Raw genomic sequence first — 20,850 nt, 5'->3', positions numbered from 1 at the left:
GCTGCAGCATATGCAGCAGCAGCCCTGCGATTGATCGGACCTCCGTCGCGTTCGCTGTGGGAGATCAGGGCGGCGGCGGGGGCGTTGCCGGGCATCCGATGCGAGGATTGCGGGCGCACGAAGCGGATCTGGCCAGGCGCGATCCAGGAGGTGATCGGGCAGGGGGCGCGCACCCTGATGCGCCCCGACAACCGGCTCTCCTGCTCCTGCCGCGAGTGCGGCGGGCTCGGCACGACCATCACCCTCATGCCGGCCGTCAGGAGGAGCGCATGAACCGCCATTGGAGCGACGGGCTCGAGCAGGCCACGCAGTTCGTCATCTTCCCGCCACTCGGCCGGGAGGCGGAGTTCGGCGCGGCCAGGCCGCGCCTGCTCGCCCATCTCAAGGCGCGCTTCCCCGATTACAGCTTCGGCCTCACCGCGATCGCCATGGATGACGAGATCAGCATCCTGCCGGTCTGTGGAACCGTGGGCGACGATGCCAGCGGCAGGCTGAAGAAGCCCCCGGGGCTGGCGAGGATGCTGGAGATCAAGGCGGCGGTGGGGGCGTTTGATCCGGGGCGGGCGGATTTAGGGGGCGCGGGCAGCGGGGAGGATCGATTTATCTGAGACTCTTGAGATACGGTGTCTAGTGGTCGGAGTTGGCCCGTTACCGACACTCTGAACGTCCGCTTCCGGGCATCTGAATGTGTCGACAAAATCCCCTGCGTCTCGGTTAAACTGCGCAAGAATCGCCCTGCCGATCAGGTTGGGGAACCCGTCCGCGCGAATTCGCTGAAGGGTATCTTTTAAGCTTGCATCTCGAGTGTTCTGAAGTACCGCGATCACGCTGCCCTCATTCGCTTAGCTGTTCAATAGCGCGCCGCCCTTCGGGGCGCTGCTCGCGCTTGCGCGCGGTTGCAGAGCCGTCAAACATGAATGTCGTATCCACGCGAGAGTCCGCCATGATCCGTGCCGCTGCAGTTTTCCTAGCGCTTTGCGTCGCCTCCGCTCCGGCGGCGCGAGCCAGCACCCCCGAACTTGAGACAGCGGTGTACCGCTCGATCATCTGGGGCTCGCAGCTCTACACAATCGACCAGCGCCGTCAGCTGGCCTCCGCCCTGACAGCGTACTGGTCGAATTTTCGCGAGCGGATTCCGCGCCTAACCCCACGTGAACAGGATTGGGCAAAGGGCGAGGCAGAGGCGCCTGATTTGGCGCGCGTCAGCAAGTTTATGGAGACGCGCGAAGGAGGCCTCTACATGGCGTTTGATCAAGTCAGCCGCTGCCATGGCGCAGCATCAACCCTCGAAAGCGCAATAAACAGTCCACGCCCGGGAGAAGCACTTGCCTGGCTCGCGATGCTGCGGTGCTATCGCTATGCCGACGATCTGCGAATCTATCTTAATAGAGCCGGCCTAATCGCGCAGCCACGAGATGATCTGGAATTCAAGATGGGCGCGACCGGTATCATCCAGACCGCGATAGTGGGCGTTGTCGAGTCTGTCGTAATCAGCAACCGATAAGCCCGTCAGCGGTCGCCCTATCACGGCGCAAACACCCTCGGGCCGCTCGAGGCTCTTGCGATGCTCACGGGCGCTGCACCACGCGAGGAGGATGCGAACAGCAAATGAGCACTGAGAAGACGGGCCTGGCCAGTGCAAAGCCTGTTCGCGCGCGCGAATTCAGATTTCTCGGCTCCGATGCAAGCGACAGTTCCGCAAGGTCAGGGCGGCGAGAATGAGTGTCGCGCACCGGGACCGCGCTCACTACCTGTTCGAATTGGCGAGATCGCCACGGCCGCGTGGCCAACAAAAACCGAACGGGAGGCAACATGGCGCGCTATCTGGCTTCGTACGACGCGAACGATTTTCAGGCTGAGTTCAAGGCCGCCCTTCAAGCCGATAGGTGGTTCTCCACCTTCAGAGCAAACGGCTTCGTCTATCGCTTCCCCGAGACGACTTTGACCCGCAACTGCGACACGGTGGCTGAGGCAAGAGCTTCATTCCGAGCCGCAGAGAACAAGGTGAAGCGTGATCACCCCGGCTTTGCGGTGACGCGCGAAATCATCTGCCGAGCGGAGGAATTTCACTACGACGACAAAGCCAAAAAGTCGGCGCCGAAAGAGTGACTGTTACCCGGCATGGGGCGCGGGCTGGATCATCCGCGCCTTCGCCTCGCACTCGGTGAGCCAGGCCGTAAGCGTCGAGCGGCGGGTGCACACCTTGCCGCCGAGGCGAAAGGTTGGAAGGCCGCTAACCTCGATCAGGTGATAGACCTGCCGAGGCTTCAGTCGAAGGTGCTGGGCTATCGAGGGGACGCCGTAAAGCAGGTCCGCATCTACTTCGCTCATGTTGCATTCCTTGTTGCGTCGATGTTGCGTGGAGTTGCCGAACACCAGCGCTCGATGGGCGTAACCCATTGTAAGATTTGAACACGCTCGGAAGGCATGGCGCCAAAGAAAAGCCGCCCGAAAGGCGGCTTTTCACTAGCGTTATCAATAGCTTACGCGGTAATCGAATTATAATATGTCCTTATGTCTAGCCTTTGGGAGAGGGTTTTCTGCTTGAGCAAAAAGAAGATACCCGATCTCGATGCCTATCATGGTGCTATCGTTCGGGTGGCCACTGCGCGCAGCCATTCCGACGCCAAACATGTGAGCCTGGTGTTCGCCAGCGTCGAATTGGTCACAGAAGGCCGGCCGGAGCCGGATAGTATGGCCGTCGATGCAAAAGGTGTCCCGCAAGTCTATCGTGCTAGGGAAAGCGGGATCGATCTCGCTTTTCGGCGGGTTGCGATGGATGCCGTCAGTGCGGTCGCCTGGTATCGGTCACTAAATGAAAATCCGACACTTCCGATTCCACGGCTTGACGGCGATCGGGGGCGGTATGACGGCACTGCAATCTCGACATCAGCACTGACTGATGAGCCGATATGGCCAGGGCTCTCGACCCCTCTCGCCGATCCATCCTTGTTCGGCTCCGCTGATGACTTCTACCCCACCCCCTTTGTTGGCTCCGGGGCACATCCGGCGCGCGTCCATCGCCAACTCGCGACACAGACGCCGCTCCTTGACCGCGTAATAAACGATCCCGGCGCGCGCGCGTGGCTCCGTCGGCGCATCCACTTCGACATCGATCGACATGACGAGCTGATCGGGGGCGCGGTGCTCGTTGTTCCTGACCCGGACGTGCGAGCAGTACGCACTTTCATGGCGCGTGATGTGGACGGGCACGAGCATCTTGTCGGTGAAGTTCTCCCCCGTCGCGGTCGTTCTCTGAATGGTCTCACCCTCACACTCTTCGAGGAGCGGTTCGGAGCCATGCATCTGTTCAAGAACCTCAACGTCGACGACACGCTCATGATCGTCCGGGCCGACGGTCAGTTGGAGCATACAGGTCATGCGCTTTCGCATGTCGAACGCGGTCTCGTCGATCAGCAGAAGGCGCTCCCTTACCTGCGCACGATAGGGATCGACATGGGGGTGGTCAGCCGGCGCTTTAAGGTGGAGACGCAGGAAGGGCGCCGCAAAGACGCGGCGAAAGTTTCGCACGACGTCAACGAGGTGACGCGCGCCAGCAATAGCGTCGTTGGCCTCGAGCCCGATGCTTCCACCTCCAGAAATGCCATCTCCCGCTTTTACGCAAGCTCAAGTAGACGCCAGAAGCAGCGTGTCGCGCGGCAACAAGAGCTGCAGTGGTTTGACAAACGTGATGCTGCACTAGGTTTCATCCGAGAGCGAATCGGCCGCGCTCGCGAGACGATCTTGATCGTTGATCCCTATGCGGACGGAAAAGACCTATTTGACTTTGGGCACTTCATTACACGGCGCGATATCAAGCTGCGCTTGCTGACATCGCGCCTGCCATTCGACGACGAGGAGGTCATGCGAACCGGATTCAGGGACGCGTTAAGGAGCTTTGCAGAACGCGGGGTGCCCGCTCCCGAGATCAGGATTTTGCGCGGCGCAAAGAACCCGCCGATTCACGACCGCTTCCTTGTCATCGATGGCGACGTCTGGCTTTCAGGCAATTCGCTCAATGCTATTGGAGAACGGGCAAGCGTCATGCTGAAGTTGCCAGATCCAACTGGTGTCAGCGAGCGTTTGGAGCGTCTGTTTGATGAAGCCCTGCCGGTGTCAGCCGAGGAGGGCGGCCGATGACCCCACTTCCGCCCGTCCTGCCGATTAAGAGCGCTCCTCCGCCACGGCCGGTATATCACCTCGTACCGAAGCTGCGATGGCCGAGCTTTGACATTAGTTGTTCAATGGCCGACTTGGATCGGTTCCCCTCCTACCATGAGGAAATCAACCGATATGCGGCCGGTGAATTCGGCGCCTGGTCCGATGGGTTCAAATCCGCCGTCCGCAACGCCAGTTCCCGCATCTGGCTAGTCGACGGCTTCCTCCTGAAAATCGACGGATTCGCCAAAGGTAGTTTCATTGGCGTCTTCGATCGCGTTCTGCGCCAAACATCGGCGCAGGACATCCGCCTGCTCACTTCCAACAAGGATGGACATAAGGAGCAGGTCAAGCATCTGCTCGCACTTCAGGACGCGCGCCGTGCGCCCCCTCGAAACGAGCCTTTCACGATCGAGGTTCGGATGCTGCGAGGAGGGCGAACCGGTACTCGACTGCCGCATGATCGCTTCGCGGTGATTGACGAAGAACTCTGGCATTGGGGTGCAAATGTCGGCGGTACGCATCATGAAATCAACGCTTTTAGCCACGGATGGTCGGCGAACGACACCTTGGCGTTTGAATACTTCGAGCGCCTTTGGAATGCGGCGGAGGTATCGGCGTGAAATGGCCTGAAGAGGAGCAGCGCGAGGATGACTACCCTGGCCAGTATTGGAGGGCAGCGGGACTAACAATTGAGCATTATCAGGCAGCGTCTTGGCGCAGAACAGCCATTGCGAACGCCCGAAAACTCATTGAGAGCTGCTTAAGGGCAGCCAAGGATACCGGCCAGAGTCCCCAGCCGCCCGATGGCGAGCAGCTTCGCGAATGGCTGGACGAGCATAAACTTTCAAACCTTGCGGATGCGCTCCAAGAGAACGACAGCCATAACGGCGTCTCGATCAGCAATCTGCTTCTGGTTGAGGCCGCCGGCATATTGTTCTGCAATCGCCCAACTATTTTGAACTGGCAGATGGTCGGTCGGCTGATCGGGAGAGATCCTGCCGCGCGGAGGATTCTCGTCGATCTGGTTGAGCGTCGCATGTCGGAGCGATCCGGTCTTCGCGAAGACATTCGAAAGGTTGCCCGCAGAATCGTCGAGCGCTTCAAGCAGGCGCCAAGCGGGCACGCGCATCGCTCCGATGGAGCAACTGTCGCCGAGATGCAACGGCGATGGAAAGCGAAGCCTGACCTTCACGAAATCTGGTTTGGTCTGCGCCCACTCGGCTACATCATGCCATTTCGCAGTGACTGGCATATTTTTGATCTTCTCTTTGAGACCGACATTGGCTTCGCTGCCGAGCAGATCGAAGCGTACGGCCAGCCCTATCAACCTGCTCTCATCCTGCAGTTCGGCGCCCTTGATCCAAACCGCCGATTTGCCGACTGGCTACGCTTGGCGAACTGCGCGTTGCCTGCCTTTGAAGTCGATGGCACCTGGAATGGACGGGTATTGCTGCCCTTGGTGCTTCTCGCAGCCCAGGATGCATTGCGCGGCGGACAAGGCTACCGCAGCGACGATGAACATGAAACCGAGCGAAACGACACTCGATTGTCAGAGTTGGCAAAAGCGACCGCCGAAGCTCTTTGGGCAAGATCAGATGGCGAGGCGGCCACGCTTCGCTGGGGGAGCTGGTTGTTCCGCTCAACGATGTCAACGCTCGACGCCGAACGATTGCCTTTTCCCCATGACCTTAGGAGCCGTGCGCGACCCATCTGGCTAGTAATCGAAGCTCTTTTGCATTCTCCGACATCAGCAGCATGGGTTAACCTCCGACCGACAGATGTAGCGGCCGAGGATGAATTGTGCCTGGAGGCCATGCGCATCCTTGCGGCGCGCGAACATGGTCACCGTGTTCCAGGGCGGGATTTGCTGTTCCAGATGCTGCCGGATGAGCCGGAGGACTTCTTGGAAGGCGAGGGTGGCAGACGCAGAAGAGAGCTGCCGTCTCTGTTCGTGATCTGGGGTAATCGCGCTGACGCCATAGGTGCGCGCGTGATCGCCGCTGCCCTCTTCGATGGGGAAGTTGCCGCTACCTTCGCAGAGCTATGGCGACGCACATTGACGCTCCGCGAGATTGCCGAACATGGCCACGCCTTCCGGTCGGACGACCATGCGTTCGACGATTATGCGAGGCGAGCATCGGATACGATCCGCTTTGTAATGGCGCTTGGGATCAGCCTGATCGACTACGTTCTGGACGAACGACAGCCGGTCACATTCGACGACCGGCGAGCTACAGTTTTGGCTCTTTTCTCGACGCTTCACGACGCCACACGCGAAATGCTCGCGATCGATCCTATTGGCCGACGCACTCTGGTGAACGTGCATGACCATTTATGCGTCCGCAGATTCGTCTACGAACAAGTATCTGTCGAGGGCAGAGGCGCAGGATCGCCGTTGACGAAGACCGATCAGCCAACAATCGGGGATCTCCTATATGAGAGATGCAGCGTCGGCCGGTCGTTCTTTGAGAGCCTGCAAATGTTGCGGGCGAACGGCGCCCAGGTCGAGCACATTGAGAGCGCACTAGAGAGCGTCGGCGTCCGTCTCGACCATCTTGTCGCACAGGCGCACCGCCTGAATGAGATTGAGCACAATCGGGCTATCGACCTCACTGGCTTCGCGGTTGGTCCACGGAGAGATAGAAGCTGACATAGGGCGATGTTATCGTATGCGACCTTAGGGATTGTCACCGCGCAAGTATTGGAGGTTCGCCGACCCTGCAATCTTCAATGAAGAACGCCATCGGTACACTTGAAAGGTGCTGTTCTGAGCTTGACATCAAAAGCAGGCGGTTGATCGTGTTGTCCTGAATGCCTCCGGGTGGCAAGACGCAGGATATGCGGCCCTCTTTTGTGACGCCGCCTGACTTTTTGATAGCGGCTTGGGCTGCCGCATGAATATTGGGAAACCGAGCAGAAAACTGCGCTTCTCGGTTGGGTTTTGCTCCGCGATCTTCCAGGCGCGAGAGATAGCTGAACAAATCCCGAAACAAATCCGAATATCCCCCGCAGGTCTTAATCAACGCGTGTTCGAAGACATCCGTAACATTCTGCGGGAAAGAGAATTTTTCAGACTTTAACTGTTCCGAAAACCTGGCGAGCCCGGGTGTCGCTGCTGCCACCCGGCGACGGATAGCCCTCATCACTTCATTCCAGCGGGAAGGGCTGTCCGTAACGATGCAGGCGCCCGTCGCCTGGGCCAAGTACATCGTCATCTCGAAATTTGGCGCGAGGCTGAACATGTTCATCTGGCCGCCATCTTCGCCTTCCAATGAACCGTCCTGAAGCACAGCGAGAGGATCGAGCTCTCGCTTGCGCTCGGCGAAGCGCATTGTGGCCTCAACTTCGTGGTCGCTTATTTCTGGATTGAGCTTACGGATTTGCCTGCGCAGCGCATCCGGAGGCATCAGCATCATGCTGCGCAGGGCGTCCTCTTCCATCTGTTTTTTCAGGCGAGGCTCCTTATCCGGATTCAACGGCATAAAGGTCGCTCGCGCTTCAGCCATGCTCAACATCTGCTCGCGGAGATGGAAATCGAAATCACAGGGATCGGGGATGAGATTGACCAAGCCGAGTTGCACGAGTGGCATGATTGTCATGAAGAACATGATGCTCCTCAGAACATCCTGCCGATAGTGCTTCGGATGTTCGGTAGGCCGGTACTTCTCTGCCACGATCCCCGAGTGGATGAACGGGTGTGCGACGATCAACTCGCCGAAATACAGCGGGGCCGCCAACGCAAAGTCGATGATCGACGAGGGATGGATAGAGCCGGTGTAGACCGCGCGAGGGACCCCGTCCGGCTTCGGCAATAGCGCGAGCAAATCGGTCTCTAGCGGCCACAAGGCCTCGTACAGGAAATAAATGTCCTTGATCTTCTCATCGGTGAGCTCGCGCCGGACTTGAACCCAGTCTTTTTCCCCGTCGAGCCCTAGGATCCGTACGATCCCGTTTTGCAGCATGATGTTCCGCTCCCGGATGCTGCGCTCATTCCAAGAGGGGCGCAGCGCTTCGGGTTTGGCTTGACAACAAGCCTTGAAGAGTTTCCCCGATCCGCACCCGCAGGCGTCTCCTGGGCGCTGCTGCTTCGGCGCCGTCTTGATCAGGAAGTCACGCGGCTTTTCCGTCCTGCCAAATTCATCTTGATAGTGGACATGTCCACTCTCGTATTGCGCGAACATTTCGCCGCCGAAGTGGAAAAGCTCGTTCTTTGGCGGAAGAAGCGTTTTCCTGAGTTCGGCCCAAGGCTGGGAGACCGTCTTTTCCGGGTACAGCCACTCCTTGCGGCCGCCGCCGATATAGCGCCGCGCGCGCGATTTAAGAACGAAGTTGACGTGCGAGACTTCCTGAGCGGTCAGCTTCCTAGTGCGAATGAACGCGTCGATCCGGGTCATGGACTGCCGGTAATTTCGCGCGAAGGTCCGCTTTTCGAGCGGGCCAGTGCTCGGATCCTTTGCGTACTCGAGGTTCGAGAGGATCAGGCACAGATCGCGGTTCAGCGGGAAAATGGTTTGAGACGCCCTCAGCGCAATGCCGGGATCGAGCGGATACGCGCCCATCGCGTGTGTTGGGGGAATGGCATGGTTGTAGATCGTCACCGGGTGGTCGCTGAAGATGAACTTCACGTCGGAGTTTTCAGCGGAGACGATTTCGCGCACGCCCCCGACCCAGATCGTGCAGTGCATCATGCGGATACCCTGCATCTCGTACATCAACTCGTTCTGCGAGAGCTTGGGATATTGAGCCCTGAGCCAGTCCAGGCCCTTCGGCGTTCGGATTTTCTGGATGTCGAGGTACTCGAAAAACGTCTGGAAATGATTGTGCCACTCGCCCACGTCGGTGCCAGCAAATGCGCGAACCGCCTGAGAGCCCCTGCCGTCGATGTTACCGAAAAGGCGCCGCTCGATCTCGTCGTTGACCGACGTTCCAAAGAATGTCGAATACAGATCCCTTTGAACGAACGCCTTCGAAGTCGGCGTATCGTTCCACGCACCGTTTTGAGTGATCACGCGCCCATCCGGCAGGATCTTGCGGTCCGGCGTCATGTCCACAAAGGCAAGGGACGAGCGGCCTGGCTCGAAGAACCCCTCCTGGTACCATTGCGGGACATAATGATTATTTCTCGTCTTGGACATCGCCACTCTCGCAATACCACAAATCGATCATACCGACGCCGGTCCGGCATCAAGCCAATATCGCTGCTGAAATTCATGGACGCTTTGCTGCTCTTCCACGAAAATTTGGAGACTCCCGGATCTGGGCAACCATGACCGCAAGTGCTTCCCAATTGCAGGCTAGCGCAGGAATGTCTTTGGCCTGATTGTGGAGGCAACCGCGTTCGCTACTAAGCGCAAAATAAGGGGGGCGACTATGCGTCAGGTGGTGATTTATATCTCAAGCCTATTTCTTTGGATCGGGCTTGCTTCTGGCCAGGAGGCAAAGGCCTGGGGCAAGCTGGGACACTTAACTGTGTGCGATCTCGCATACCGCAACTTCACTGACCACACGCGCGATGAGTTGAAGCGGCTATTTCAGGTGCGTCAGGGCGGAATTTTTGTGAAAGGCCGCGGCAAGTTGGCCGACCGCCACTACACGTCCTACAACCTTGGCTGCCTTGAAGAGGACGAGATGCCTCGACGGCACAAGGACGATCACTTCATCAATGTGAGCCGTGATACGAAATCGATCGTAAGCGGTGCCTGCCCCGCTGGTGCCGACTGCATCCTCTCAGGAATCGGCCGAGATTTTGCCATTCTGAAGGACGCTACGAAACCAAATGAGGAGCGTGTGTTTGCGCTGATGGCGCTGGGGCACTGGATCGGGGACATACACCAGCCACTTCATGTGTCATTCGCAGACGATCGCGGCGGCAATGGGATCGATGCGAAGGTCATCGGTAGGTGCGGCACCTCCAGGCAGTCCGTCGATAATCTGCACGCCATTTGGGACAATTGCCTGCTTGAAGCAGGGCTGTTCGAACGCGTTCGCAAACGGGTTGATTTCAAGAAGAGCTGGACGAGAAACACGATCACGTATCGGGCGGTTGATACCTTGCAGGCCAACACCTCGCTCGCCGAGGAGAAGCAACTGGTCGGGATGGACCCTTGGAAGTGGGCCGACGAATCCTTCGAGATCACACTGCAGCCAGCGGTCCGATATTGCACTATGATTGCTGGCACCTGCCGCTACTCTGAAGTCCTCGCAGAATTGCCTGCCCGTGGTGGAAAGAAGCGCGCCGAAACATTCGATCAGGCATATCTTGCAGCCTTCGAGCGAACGGCGATGGAACGCATCAAGGCGGCCGGATTTAGATTGGCGCATCTGGTCAATTTAGCCCTTGACCCGAGTTACACCGAACCGGTGCGCGACAATCTCCAAAAGCCGTAACAGGTGCCGTGCGCTAGCCGATGTGTGGTAGTGCCGGCCCGCAGCTTACGAAAGACCAATCGTAGCTGGATTTTGCAACGGCGGTAGGCCTGCCACGGGTCATAGTGGGCACTTGATCCGCCTAGCCGGGAGTGCTCGCTTTCTGGCGCCGGGGCCAATGTCCCCAACTGGCGCGCGTCTTGAGTTCCGCGTCATAGCGCGCAATGCTTGGTTCTCCGCTGGAACGCGCATCGCGATCTAAGGCATTTGGCACTCAAACGACCCGCTTGGGTGGAAAGGGGGCTATCTGCTTTCGGGCACCCCAACCAACAGACGGGACACTGGAAGTTTTCCAGTTCTGACAGACTTGCCAGCCTGCGCCGTTAGTTCCAAAGTTCTTGTTGATTTGGCCATGACAGTCACACTCAGCCAGCTCAGAGACCGCGCACGGGTGATGGAAGCGCGCCGGCAACATTTCGAAGATATGGCCGTCCGGCAGAACGGCACCCTCAAGCGTGACGACATTTGGCGACATGAGTACGCCTCGTTCCCCTACCTTCTTGGTGCTCCGGACGAACGGCTGGGCTCGCGCTTCAAGGACGTATTCATCAACCAAACTGAGTTGAGTTCGGATGCCAAGATCGGGCTCCTTCCGTTCGGGGACGAGCATGCGTTCATGGCGAAGTTCACCCACCTTCTAGACGAGTACGGTCTGAGGACGGGTGGCCCCCCAACGGAGGTGATCGCTGCCGCAAAGTCTCCTGTGCTCAAATATTTCGAGAACGGCGAGCCGATAGCCACGAAGATATTCCGGGGTTACGTAGCTCCAACCACGCCTTTCACTGTCAAGTATGGGCGACACGAGTTCCTAGAACCGATGCTGCGCACGGGACGTCTACGCATTTGCCCTGCCTCATATTACAACGATGTCTCTCATAATGCCGCGATTAAAGACGACGAGATCCACCGTACCTTCTTCATCCCCACCTTCCACGAGCGGCTCAAGGGGATTCACCACACGGTGGTTCAAGGACACCGTATCGAGTACGGAGACGGCGATCTTGTCATACCAGTCGAGGCACCGGACTATTTTCTCGTGAGCCTGTGCGACAGCATCTACTACCGCATGCCCACCGATTTCGACGCGGATTCTGCCCTGATCATCCGCGATCCGAGCAGGTTCGCACAGCGCGTTATTTCGAGTTTTCTTGCGAGATACCCCGACTGGAAGCCTCATTACGGCCCTGTCACCTACTACGATCCGTATCGAGATTTTATAAAAGTGCGGGTCCACCAGATGTCGAAGCATTTCGGATATGCCTACCAACGCGAAGTAAGGATCGTGATGGAAGCGCGGCACACGCCACGCCGAACCCTACACCCTGAATTTCTCGACATTGGACCTATGCAGGATTACGCCGAGCTCCTCTCGGCATAGCCTACCGTAAGGGGCGCTTGCTGGACGGCACTTTAGTCCACCCGGAGTCAGCAACAGGTCGAGAGCCGCCACCTACCTCACGAGTGCGGAAGATCCGCTTTCTGGCTGCCCGCCAATGTCAGCGTATGGCGCGAAGCTGCAGCCAGCGTTGGCGGCCCCAAAAGGGCCGCGCGGCTATTCCCCCAGCCGAAGCGCACCCCCAATCCCTGAAACCAAACCAATTCGAATATCGATATACGCGCCGTCCCTGTGCCCATAATATCGGCGGGAGAGCAGAGTCGGCTCGTCAGCGAGCGGGGTGTCGGCGTGAAGACAGGTCTATCCCGCAGAACCTTCATCCAGGCCGCAGCGGCCGGTGTCGCCATCAGGATTTCGCTGCTGCCCTCGGCCACCCAGGCGGAGCTGATCGAGACGCCGCCGCATCCCGGCGCCGATTGGCTCGCCGGCGGCAAGCCGAAATACCGGCTCGACGCCATCGCCAAGGTCACCGGCGGCAAGACCTTTACGCGCGACTACCGCGCCCGCGACCTCGCAGGCTGGCCGAAGCAGCAGGCGCATGCCTTCATGCTGCATGCGACGCGGGTCGACCGCGTCTTCGATGGCGTCGATCTCAGCCTGCTCGGCGAGGACCTCCGGCCGGATCGGCTGGTGCTGCACGAGGACCTCGTCGCGGACGGCGTCGCGATCCCGGTGCCCGGCTTCTATGGCGACGTCTTCTTCGTCCCGAAGGGTGAGACCGCGCGCCTGCTCGGCCAGCCGGTCGCGCTGCTGATCTATCACGATTTTGCCCGCTATGACGCGGCCAAGCGCAGGCTGCGCTTCAACGACACGGTCGTGCGCTACGGCGCGGAGGGCCCCTCGACCACGCCCGGCCCCTATGGCGCGGCGCGCTATGTCCGGATCGATGGCGGTACTCCTGAGGCCGAGGACCGCTATTCCGCGCTCAAGGACACGACGATCCGCACCGGTTTCAAGGGCGAGGAGCCGCAATGGCCCGCCGCTGGGGACGGCGACGCCATGGCGCGCGGCATGGCGGCAGCAGTCGAGATCGAGCGCGAGATCGCCACTGCCGGTGACGACGTGCTGGTGCTGCGGCGCAGCTTTACCAGCCAGTCGGCCGATGCCTCGGCCATGGAGGCCGATAACGGCAATGTCTGGTACGAGCGCGCGACCGGTATCCTGCATGCCCTGATCGCCACGCAGTCCCCGCACGAGGTCGCCGAGATGGCGGCCCATATGGTGTCGAAGTCGACATTCCCGCTGAAGAGCATCGATCTCAAGATCGGCTACACCGTCGGCTACGGCACCAAGGACCACGCGATCTTCCCGTTCTACTGCGTGCTCGCCGGACTTTACGCAGAGGGCCGGCCGGTCCGGCTGGCCAATGACCGTTACGAGCAGTTCCAGACCGCGCTGAAGCGCCATGCCTTCCAGATGGAGAAGGTCATGGTCATCGACCGCAAGACCGGACAATTCCGGGCGATGACCGGGCGCTATCGCAATGATGGCGGCGGGCGCGAGAATTTTTCGGTCTCGGTCGGCACGGTCGGTGCGACGGCGGCGCAGTCGATCTATTACCTGCCGAAGAGCGATTTCTCCGCGGCGATCCTGTCCTCGCGCGCCGTCGATGCCGGCTCGATGCGCGGCTACGGCACCCTGCAGACCATGGCGGCGACCGAGATGATGGTCGACGAGGCCGCCGAAGCGCTCGGCCTCGATGCCATGGAGTTCCGGCGGCGCAATGCGCTGAAATCGGGCATGAAGAACTCGCAGGGCGCGATCCCCTCAGGCGCGCTGCGTCATGACGAGATCCTGGCGCGGGCGGAAAAGCACCCGCTCTGGGCCGGGCGACGAGAGCGCAAGGCCGCCTTCGAGGCTGCCAATCCCGGCAAGAAATACGGCGTCGGCTACGGCCATGTGCACAAGGATTACGGCACCGGCGCCGAAGCGGCGCTCTGCGCGCTCGCATTCGACGCGAGCGGCCGCCTTAAGCTCTCGCATGTCGCGCACGAGATCGGCACGGGCGCCACGACCTCGCAGGCGGTGATGGCCGCCGGCATCCTCGGCCGGCAACCCGACGAGACCGAATTCGGCAAGGTGCGCTGGCCGCAGATGCCGCTCGAGACCAGCGACGAGCCCTATACGCTCTCCCAGGAGGAGGAAGACCGGCGTATAGTGAACCCGCGCTGGACGCCGAGTTTCACCTCGCCGATGAGCGCCTCCAACAGCGTCTATTATCTCGGCCATGCGACGCGCGAGGCGGCCCGCGCGCTTATCGATCTCGCGCTCTGGCCGGCGGCGCGCTCGCTCTGGTCGCGCGGCATCGGTGGCGGCCAGATGGCGCCCGAAGTGGTGCGCCGCGAGGATCTGCGCATCATCCGCGGCACGATCAATGCTGCCGCCATGCAGCCTCTGTCCTTTGCCGAGGTCGCGGCCGAGGCGCACCGGCTCGGCCTCGTCACCGGCGTCACGGTGCACAGTTTCAACCGCTGGCAATGGGCCGAGGCGGAGTTCGAAGTACCGGGCACTGGGCGCCGCCGCTTCGCCATCGATGCGCTGGCGGTTCAATACGGCGAAGGGGCGCCGGCCGAGCGCAAGGCCCTGATGACGGAGGCAGGCTGGCACTTCGTCGACCGGGCCTCGGTCTCCTACCCGCCGACGCAGCGCAACAATGCCGGCGTCACCTATTACGCGCCGATGGCGACGCTCGCCGAGATCGCCGTCGACACCGGCAGCGGCGAGGTCAGCCTGCTGTCGCATCACTCCATCCTCGAATGCGGCAACCAGATCGTGCCGGAGCTGGTCTCCGGCCAGATCCAGGGCGGGCTCGCCATGGGCATCGGCCACGCCCTGAAGGAATATCTGCCGCTCTACGAGGACGGGCCGGGCAACGGCACCTGGAACTGGAACCGCTACGAGCTGCCGACCTCCAGGGATGTCGCGGTCTGGTCGCAGACCGCCGAAATCCTGCCGCCGCTGTCGGAGACCGATCCGCCCAAGGGTATGGCCGAGGTGGTGATGATCGCGGTCGTGCCGGCGATCGTGAACGCGGTCGCCCACGCCATCGGCAAGCGCTTCTACAGCCTGCCGATCACGCCCGAGAAGATCCGAGAGGCGCTGGCATGACCATCGCGACCCGCACGCTCTCCCTGACCATCAACGACGAGGCCGTCGGTCCGATCGACGTGCCGGAGACGATGATGATGCAGGATTTCCTCTACGAGTATCTCAACCTGACCGGCTCGCGCATGGGCTGCGGCCAGGGCATCTGCCATGCCTGCACCGTGATCGTCGAGAAGGGCGACGGCTCGCTCGAGGAGATGCGCACCTGCATCACCGGCGCCCACTGGTTCACTGGCCGCAAGGTGAGGACGGTGGAGGGTCAGGCCAGGCGCGACGCCAAGGGCGCGATCACGCAGCTCTCGCCGGTCCAGCAGGCCTTCATCGAGCATTTCTCCTTCCAGTGCGGCTACTGCACCCCCGGCTTCGTCATCGGCGCAACGGTGCTGCTCGACCAGTTGAAGCGCAACCCGGTCCGGCGCGAGGCGCTGGAGCAGGTGATCGGCGAGGCGCTCGACCGGCATATCTGCCGCTGCACCGGCTATGTCCGCTATTTCGAGGCGGTGCGCGATCTCGTCCTCAGGACACCCGGCTTGGTGAAGGCGTAGCGCGCATGGCGAGGAAGCTGCTTCTGGCCGTGCTGACGGTCGCCTTCATCGGTGCGCTCGCGGCGGGAGCCGTCTTCCTCGGCCTGCTGGAGCGCAGCGTCGTTTCCCGGGATATCGAGCAGCCGCTGACGGCGGAGCAGATGAAAGCGCTCGTCAAGCGCGGCGCCTATGTCGCCGTCGCCGCCGATTGCTATGCCTGCCATGTCACCAAGGGCGGCGCGCCCTGGGCCGGCGGGCTGCCATTCGAGACGCCGTTCGGGACGATCTACTCGACCAATATCTCGCCCGACAAGGAGCACGGCATTGGCGCCTGGACGCGCGCCGAGTTCCACCGCGCGGTGCGCGACGGCGTCGGCAAGAACGGCCATCTCTATCCGGCGATGCCCTACGCCTCCTATCGCAAGCTGACGGCTGGGGATGTCGACGCGGTCTACGCCTTCCTGATGAGCCGCGAGCCGATGAAGGTGGCAAACCGCACCAACCACCTGCCTTTCCCCATGAATATCCGGCAAGGGCTGACCTTCTGGAACCTCGTCAACCTCTCGAGCGACACCAGGACGGAGGTGGCGGGACGGTCGGAGGCCTGGAACCGCGGCCGCTATCTCACCGACGCGCTCGCCCATTGCGGCGAATGCCATACGCCGCGCAACCTCACGATGGGCATGAAGGAGAGCGCCTATCTCCAGGGCGCGGAGCTGGAAGGCGTCATAGCGCCCGACATCACCAAGGCCGGGCTGACGCGCATGGGTTTTGATCCGCTGGTCTTCGCAAGCTTCATGAAATCCGGCATCTCGGCGCAGGGCGCCATGACCAATCAGATGTTCGAGGTCGTGCATTTCTCGACGCAATATCTGAGCGCCGACGATCTGGCGGCGATGTCGGCCTATCTGTTCGACCTCGACACACTGCCGGAGAGCGCGACGCCCCCAGTGCCGCCGCAGCCGGTTGCCGTTCCGGCCGAGACTGCAGCATCGGCCCGCGCCACCTATCTCGCCGTCTGCGCCAGCTGCCATGGCGTCGAGGGGCAGGGCATCCCGCATGTCGTGGTGCCGCTGGCGACCAACGCCTCGCTGCGGCTGGCGGATGCGCGCAACCTGAACCGGGTCATCCTCTCCGGCATCCCGGCCCAGCGCTTCCCCGGGCTCGAGCGGATGCAGCCCATGCCGGGCTTTGCCGCGCAGCTCAGCGACCAGGAGGTCGCCGACCTCTCCAACTGGCTGCGGGCGAACTGGGGCGGCCAGAAGCCGACCGTGACGGTGGAAGAGGTCCGGCGGCTGCGCTGATCGGCCAGCCGTCTGCGCAATCTGCGGGCGACGCACCGGGCGCTCAGGTCGGCGCGGGCTTCGTTCCTCAGCGCCGGGGCTTGGCCCCGAGCCCCCGCAATGCATAGGCGATGACCTGTTCGATCTCGGGCCTCGCATGCTCCGCGCTCAGCGCCATCATCGTCGGGTGCATGAAGCAGACCATGGTCGTCTTCACGCAGGCTGCGCCGGCTGCCGCATCCTGGATGCTGAAATCGCCTGAAGCCTGGCCGTCCTCGACGATTGTCCTGATCATGCCTTCGACGCGCTGGATGTAGCGAAGACAGACGCCCCAGCTTTCAGCCATCGCGTCCTCGACCATGTCGTTCACGCGGCTATTGGTCATGAAATGCCGCTCGCTGAGCTCGGAGAGCGCAAGCAGGAAGGCGGCAAGACGCTCGGAAGGGGACGATTGTCCGGCGGCGATCACCGCGAGCTCGTCGCCAATCTGACCCAGCAGAAGCTCGGCGACGGCCTCGTTGATGGCCCTCTTGCTGTCAAAGAAGCGGTAGACATGGGCCGGGCTCTTGCCGAGTTCGGCCGCGATCTCGGCGACCGTGGTCTTCTGGTAGCCAATGGTCGTGAAGAGCCGCCGGGCGACCGCGAGAATCTCCTGCAGCGGCTCGATGCCGTCCTGCCGGCGGCTCGCGTTCTCGCTCTGGGCAGTCACGCGCGCCGTGTAACGGGATGGATGTGTCACCAAGGCTACTCCGAGACAGTCGTGAGGTTCGATCGTCGAGCCGGATGCGATGCCGGTCCGATGATCTGGTGGGCAACCGAGGTCGCGAAACTCGGCACAAGCGTGACTGGCTCCGGCCCCGCCGGCGCGCCACGCTCATCCAGCGACTTGCGGAACCATAGCGCGTAGAGCGCCGGCAAGAACAGGATCGTGAGAAAGGTCGCGACGAAGAGCCCGCCCATGATGGTGACGGCCATCGGGCTCCAGAATGCGCTCGACGACAGTGGGATCATGGCCAGGATCGCCGCAAGCGCCGTCAGCACCACGGGGCGCGCCCGCCTGACCGTCGCGTCGACGATCGCCTCGCGCCGGCTGTGCGATCCCGATGCGACATCGCTCTCGATCTGGTCGACGAGGATGAGCGTATTGCGCATGATCATGCCGGCGAGTGCGATCAGCCCCAGCAGCGCGGTGAAGCCAAAGGGCTGGTGGGCGAGATTGAGACCTGCCGATGTCCCGATCAGGCCAAGCGGCGCCGTCATGAAGACCAGGGCCAGGCGGGAGAAGTTCTGCAGCTGGATCATCAACAGGGTCAGCATCGCGAGAAACATGATGGGGAAGAGCACGAAAAGCGCGGCGTTCGCCTTCTCCGATTCCTCGACTGCGCCTCCTGTCTCGATGCGATAGCCCGGCTCCAGGTTGTTCTTGATCGACTGCAGGCGCGGCAGGATCTGACCCGTCACATCCGGCGGCTGGACACCGTCCACCACGTCGGCGCGCACGGTGATGACGGTGTCGCGATTGCGACGCCGCAGGATCGGATCCTCATGGACATAGTCGAGCCTTGCCACCTGGGACAGCGGAACGGCGACGCCGTTGCGGGCGACGATGGTCAGGTCGCCGACATGGCCGAGATCCAGCCTTTCGCTTTCGCCAGCCCGCGCGACCACGGCGACTTGCTCGACGCCGTCGCGAACGGTCGTGACGGTCGCCCCGGAGACGAGGGTCTGCAGCGTCTGCGAGACATCCTGCACGTTCAGCCCAAGAGCGCGAGCCCGCTCCTGATCGACCACCAGCCTCACCGAGGGCGACATCTCGTTCCAGTCCAGATGCGGGTTGACCGCGTTCTTGTTTGTGCGAACGGCGTCGCGGACCTGGTAGGAGATCTCGCGCACCTTCATCGGGTCAGGGCCGATCACGCGGAACTGGACGGGAAAGCCGACAGGCGGTCCGAAGGAGAAGCGGTCGACGCGCGCGCGCGCCTGGGTCAAGGCGCCAGCGCCGATCGCGGCATCGAGGCGCGACTTGACGCGCTCTCTGCCCTCGATCGACTTCGTCAGGATCACGATCTCGGCGAAGGCCTCGTTCGGCAGCGTCGGATTCAGGCCGAGCCAGAACCGCGGGGAGCCCTGTCCGACATAGGCCGTGAAGGTCTGGATGTCGGGATCGCTCTGGCCGATCAGCTTTTCGGCCTCGGCGACGACGCCGGACGTGGCCCCGATCGACGAGCCCTCGGGAAGGCGAAGCTGCAGGAACAGCTCCTTGCGCTCCGATAACGGGAAGAATTGCTGCTGGACGAAGCCGAACCCGACGACAGCAGCAGCGAAGATGCCGACCGTGACGACGACAGTCGTCAGCCGCCAACGCACGCAGGTCTGGATCGCCCGGCGCAGCGCGCGGTACAGGCGGGTATCGTAGATCGCGCCAGGGTCTCCATGTGCGCCGCCCTTGGACAGCGACGACGGCAGCAGCAGGACCCCGAGATAGGGCGTGAAGACCACCGCCACGATCCAGGACAGGGCGAGCGCGATCCCGACGACCCAGAAGATGCCGCCGGCATACTCGCCCGCACCCGACTTCGCGAAGCCGACGGGCAGGAAACCCGCGACGGTGACGGCGGTGCCGGTCAGCATCGGGAAGGCGGTCGATCGCCAGGCAAAGGCTGCCGCCTGGATGCGGTCGTAGCCCTGCTCCATCTTCACCACCATCATCTCGACCGCGATGATGGCATCGTCGACCAGCAGCCCGAGCGCGATGATCAGCGCACCGAGCGTGATCCGGTGCAGGTCCATGCCGAGCATGTACATGACGACGAAGGTGGCAGCGAGCACCAGCGGCACCGAAAGCGCGACCACGATCCCCGTGCGCCAGCCGAGCGACAGGAAGGAAACGCCGAGCACGATGGCGAGCGCTTCGACGAAGGAGCGCTCGAACTCGAAGATCGACTCCGCGACGATCTCGGGCTGGTCGGCAATCTGCTCGAACTTGACCCCCTGCGGCACGTCCAACTGGAAAGCGCGCGTCGCCGCGGTCACGTCCTTGCCGAAATTCAGGATATTGGCGCCGCGCGCCATGACGACGCCCACGCCGAGCGCGGGTTCGCCGCGTTGGCGGACAAGAAAGGTCGGTGGGTCGACGAAGCCGCGCGTCACGGTTGCGATATCGCCCAGCCGGAAGGTGCGTCCTCCTGCATCGACCGGCGTTTCGGCCACCGCCTTGACGCCGTCGAGCGCTCCGGTGACGCGAAGCGGAATGCGTTGCGCGTTCGTCTCGACGGTCCCGGCGGGCGTCACGTCGTTCTGGCGGGCAAGCGAGTCGAAGAGCGCCTGCGGCGCCACGCCGAGCGTCGCCAGCTTGGCATGGCTGAACTCGACATAGATGCGCTCCGGTTGGACGCCGTAGATGTTCACCTTCGCGACGCCGGGAACCCGGAGCAGCCGTTGCCGCAACGCATCGGCGACCTTCTTGAGCTGAGCGTAATCTGCGCCGTCTCCCGTCAGCATCGTGAGGATCGAGTCGACATCGCCGTACTCGTCATTGACATTCGGGCCGATCACGCCCGCCGGCAGGGAGGGCCGGACATCGTCCATCTTCTTGCGGAGCTGATAGAACAGGCCCGCGACCTCGGCCGGCGGAGTGCTGTCCTTGAACGAGATCTGCATGGCCGCAAATGACGGCTTCACATAGGTCTGCACCTTGTCGAAATAGGCCAGCTCCTGGAGCTTCTTCTCGATGGGGTCGGCGACCTGGTCCTGCATCTCGCGCGCCGTGGCGCCTGGCCACACCGCCGTCAGCACGGCGTCCTTGATCGTGAAGTTCGGATCCTCCGAACGCCCGAGCCGCATGAAAGACAGCGTCCCCGCTATCGCGATCACGATGATCAGGAAGAGGACGAGGGCGCGGTGCTCGACAGCCCAGCGCGAAAGGTTGAATTCTTTCATGGCGTCCTGGGCCTTC

The 20,850-nt window shown here is 61.8% G+C and carries 16 protein-coding genes; 12 read left to right on the top strand and 4 right to left on the bottom strand.

Translation table 11 applies throughout. The annotated features are described in order from the left end of the window. Positions 1 to 30: 30 nt before the first annotated feature. The 4 genes from AB4118_RS04805 (at position 31) to AB4118_RS04790 (ending at position 2,109) form a co-directional block, all read left to right on the top strand. Positions 31 to 273 carry a hypothetical protein gene (locus tag AB4118_RS04805; RefSeq protein ID WP_441488660.1) on the top strand — a complete coding sequence of 81 codons (243 nt, stop codon included), beginning with the start codon at positions 31 to 33 and terminating at the stop codon, positions 271 to 273. Continuing rightward, positions 270 to 608, top strand: coding sequence for a hypothetical protein (locus tag AB4118_RS04800; RefSeq protein WP_441488659.1), 339 nt, complete (start codon positions 270 to 272; stop codon positions 606 to 608). The genes AB4118_RS04805 and AB4118_RS04800 overlap by 4 nt, the downstream gene beginning before the upstream one ends. Positions 609 to 943: 335 nt before the next feature. Next, the gene (locus AB4118_RS04795) at positions 944 to 1,504 is read left to right on the top strand and encodes a hypothetical protein (RefSeq protein WP_441488658.1); all 561 of its coding nucleotides are present in this window, start codon (positions 944 to 946) and stop codon (positions 1,502 to 1,504) included. Positions 1,505 to 1,812: 308 nt separating this feature from the next. Beyond that, positions 1,813 to 2,109, top strand: coding sequence for a hypothetical protein (locus tag AB4118_RS04790; RefSeq protein WP_441488657.1), 297 nt, complete (start codon positions 1,813 to 1,815; stop codon positions 2,107 to 2,109). 3 nt (positions 2,110 to 2,112) lie between these two features. Here the strand turns inward: AB4118_RS04790 and AB4118_RS04785 are convergent, their stop codons facing one another. Beyond that, on the bottom strand, positions 2,113 to 2,331 hold the full coding sequence (locus AB4118_RS04785) for a MerR family transcriptional regulator (protein WP_441488656.1): 219 nt from the start codon (positions 2,329 to 2,331) through the stop codon (positions 2,113 to 2,115). A gap of 213 nt (positions 2,332 to 2,544) precedes the next feature. On the opposite strand from AB4118_RS04785, the gene AB4118_RS04780 reads away from it, so the two are divergent. The 3 genes from AB4118_RS04780 to AB4118_RS04770 all read left to right on the top strand — a co-directional run bounded on the left by AB4118_RS04780 (position 2,545) and on the right by AB4118_RS04770 (position 6,811). Then, a complete protein-coding gene (locus AB4118_RS04780) occupies positions 2,545 to 4,140 on the top strand; it encodes a VPA1262 family N-terminal domain-containing protein (RefSeq protein ID WP_441488655.1) in 1,596 nt (531 codons plus the stop codon). 104 nt (positions 4,141 to 4,244) lie between these two features. Further along, entirely contained in the window at positions 4,245 to 4,781 is a 537-nt protein-coding gene (locus tag AB4118_RS04775) for a hypothetical protein (protein ID WP_441488654.1), read from the top strand. Further along, complete coding sequence (locus AB4118_RS04770) at positions 4,778 to 6,811, top strand: hypothetical protein (protein ID WP_441488653.1); 2,034 nt, start codon at positions 4,778 to 4,780, stop codon at positions 6,809 to 6,811. Before AB4118_RS04775 ends, AB4118_RS04770 begins: the two co-directional genes overlap by 4 nt. 37 nt (positions 6,812 to 6,848) lie before the next feature. Here the strand turns inward: AB4118_RS04770 and AB4118_RS04765 are convergent, their stop codons facing one another. After that, complete coding sequence (locus AB4118_RS04765) at positions 6,849 to 9,296, bottom strand: DUF4238 domain-containing protein (RefSeq protein ID WP_441488652.1); 2,448 nt, start codon at positions 9,294 to 9,296, stop codon at positions 6,849 to 6,851. Between the two features lie 235 nt (positions 9,297 to 9,531). Here AB4118_RS04765 and AB4118_RS04760 point away from each other — a divergent pair, with 235 nt between their 5' ends. The 5 genes from AB4118_RS04760 to AB4118_RS04740 all read left to right on the top strand — a co-directional run bounded on the left by AB4118_RS04760 (position 9,532) and on the right by AB4118_RS04740 (position 16,916). Further along, entirely contained in the window at positions 9,532 to 10,548 is a 1,017-nt protein-coding gene (locus AB4118_RS04760; RefSeq protein WP_441488651.1) for a S1/P1 nuclease, read from the top strand. A gap of 391 nt (positions 10,549 to 10,939) precedes the next feature. Further along, positions 10,940 to 11,965, top strand: a complete 1,026-nt coding sequence (locus tag AB4118_RS04755; protein ID WP_441488650.1) for a hypothetical protein — start codon at positions 10,940 to 10,942, stop codon at positions 11,963 to 11,965. Between the two features lie 306 nt (positions 11,966 to 12,271). After that, complete coding sequence (locus AB4118_RS04750; protein ID WP_441488649.1) at positions 12,272 to 15,091, top strand: xanthine dehydrogenase family protein molybdopterin-binding subunit; 2,820 nt, start codon at positions 12,272 to 12,274, stop codon at positions 15,089 to 15,091. Beyond that, positions 15,088 to 15,633: a (2Fe-2S)-binding protein gene (locus AB4118_RS04745; protein WP_441488648.1), complete on the top strand. Its 546-nt coding sequence runs from the start codon at positions 15,088 to 15,090 to the stop codon at positions 15,631 to 15,633. The genes AB4118_RS04750 and AB4118_RS04745 overlap by 4 nt, the downstream gene beginning before the upstream one ends. Positions 15,634 to 15,638: 5 nt before the next feature. Continuing rightward, positions 15,639 to 16,916 (top strand): c-type cytochrome, encoded by a 1,278-nt coding sequence (locus AB4118_RS04740; protein WP_441488647.1) that lies wholly within the window; start codon positions 15,639 to 15,641, stop codon positions 16,914 to 16,916. Positions 16,917 to 16,983: 67 nt separating this feature from the next. On the opposite strand, the gene AB4118_RS04735 is transcribed toward AB4118_RS04740, so the two are convergent. Next, positions 16,984 to 17,634, bottom strand: a complete 651-nt coding sequence (locus AB4118_RS04735) for a TetR/AcrR family transcriptional regulator (protein ID WP_441488646.1) — start codon at positions 17,632 to 17,634, stop codon at positions 16,984 to 16,986. 5 nt (positions 17,635 to 17,639) lie between these two features. Then, complete coding sequence (locus AB4118_RS04730) at positions 17,640 to 20,834, bottom strand: efflux RND transporter permease subunit (protein ID WP_441488645.1); 3,195 nt, start codon at positions 20,832 to 20,834, stop codon at positions 17,640 to 17,642. Between the last annotated feature and the right edge of the window lie 16 nt (positions 20,835 to 20,850).

The organism is Allobosea sp. 2RAB26 (assembly GCF_052115465.1).
In the GTDB taxonomy this organism is placed as follows: Bacteria; Pseudomonadota; Alphaproteobacteria; order Rhizobiales; family Beijerinckiaceae; genus Allobosea.
The sequence above is the reverse complement of the archived record's forward strand: the minus strand, read 5'-3'. Positions and strand labels throughout refer to the sequence as shown.

What these genes read in the sequence shown, in the direction of transcription:
- AB4118_RS04765 (WP_441488652.1), bottom strand. Translation starts at nt 9,296, where the DNA reads ATGTCCAAGACGAGAAATAATCATTATGTCCCGCAATGGTACCAGGAG.
- AB4118_RS04730 (WP_441488645.1), bottom strand. Translation starts at nt 20,834, where the DNA reads ATGAAAGAATTCAACCTTTCGCGCTGGGCTGTCGAGCACCGCGCCCTC.
- AB4118_RS04740 (WP_441488647.1), top strand. Translation starts at nt 15,639, where the DNA reads ATGGCGAGGAAGCTGCTTCTGGCCGTGCTGACGGTCGCCTTCATCGGT.
- AB4118_RS04795 (WP_441488658.1), top strand. Translation starts at nt 944, where the DNA reads ATGATCCGTGCCGCTGCAGTTTTCCTAGCGCTTTGCGTCGCCTCCGCT.
- AB4118_RS04800 (WP_441488659.1), top strand. Translation starts at nt 270, where the DNA reads ATGAACCGCCATTGGAGCGACGGGCTCGAGCAGGCCACGCAGTTCGTC.
- AB4118_RS04755 (WP_441488650.1), top strand. Translation starts at nt 10,940, where the DNA reads ATGACAGTCACACTCAGCCAGCTCAGAGACCGCGCACGGGTGATGGAA.
- AB4118_RS04790 (WP_441488657.1), top strand. Translation starts at nt 1,813, where the DNA reads ATGGCGCGCTATCTGGCTTCGTACGACGCGAACGATTTTCAGGCTGAG.
- AB4118_RS04760 (WP_441488651.1), top strand. Translation starts at nt 9,532, where the DNA reads ATGCGTCAGGTGGTGATTTATATCTCAAGCCTATTTCTTTGGATCGGG.
- AB4118_RS04775 (WP_441488654.1), top strand. Translation starts at nt 4,245, where the DNA reads ATGGCCGACTTGGATCGGTTCCCCTCCTACCATGAGGAAATCAACCGA.
- AB4118_RS04785 (WP_441488656.1), bottom strand. Translation starts at nt 2,331, where the DNA reads ATGAGCGAAGTAGATGCGGACCTGCTTTACGGCGTCCCCTCGATAGCC.
- AB4118_RS04745 (WP_441488648.1), top strand. Translation starts at nt 15,088, where the DNA reads ATGACCATCGCGACCCGCACGCTCTCCCTGACCATCAACGACGAGGCC.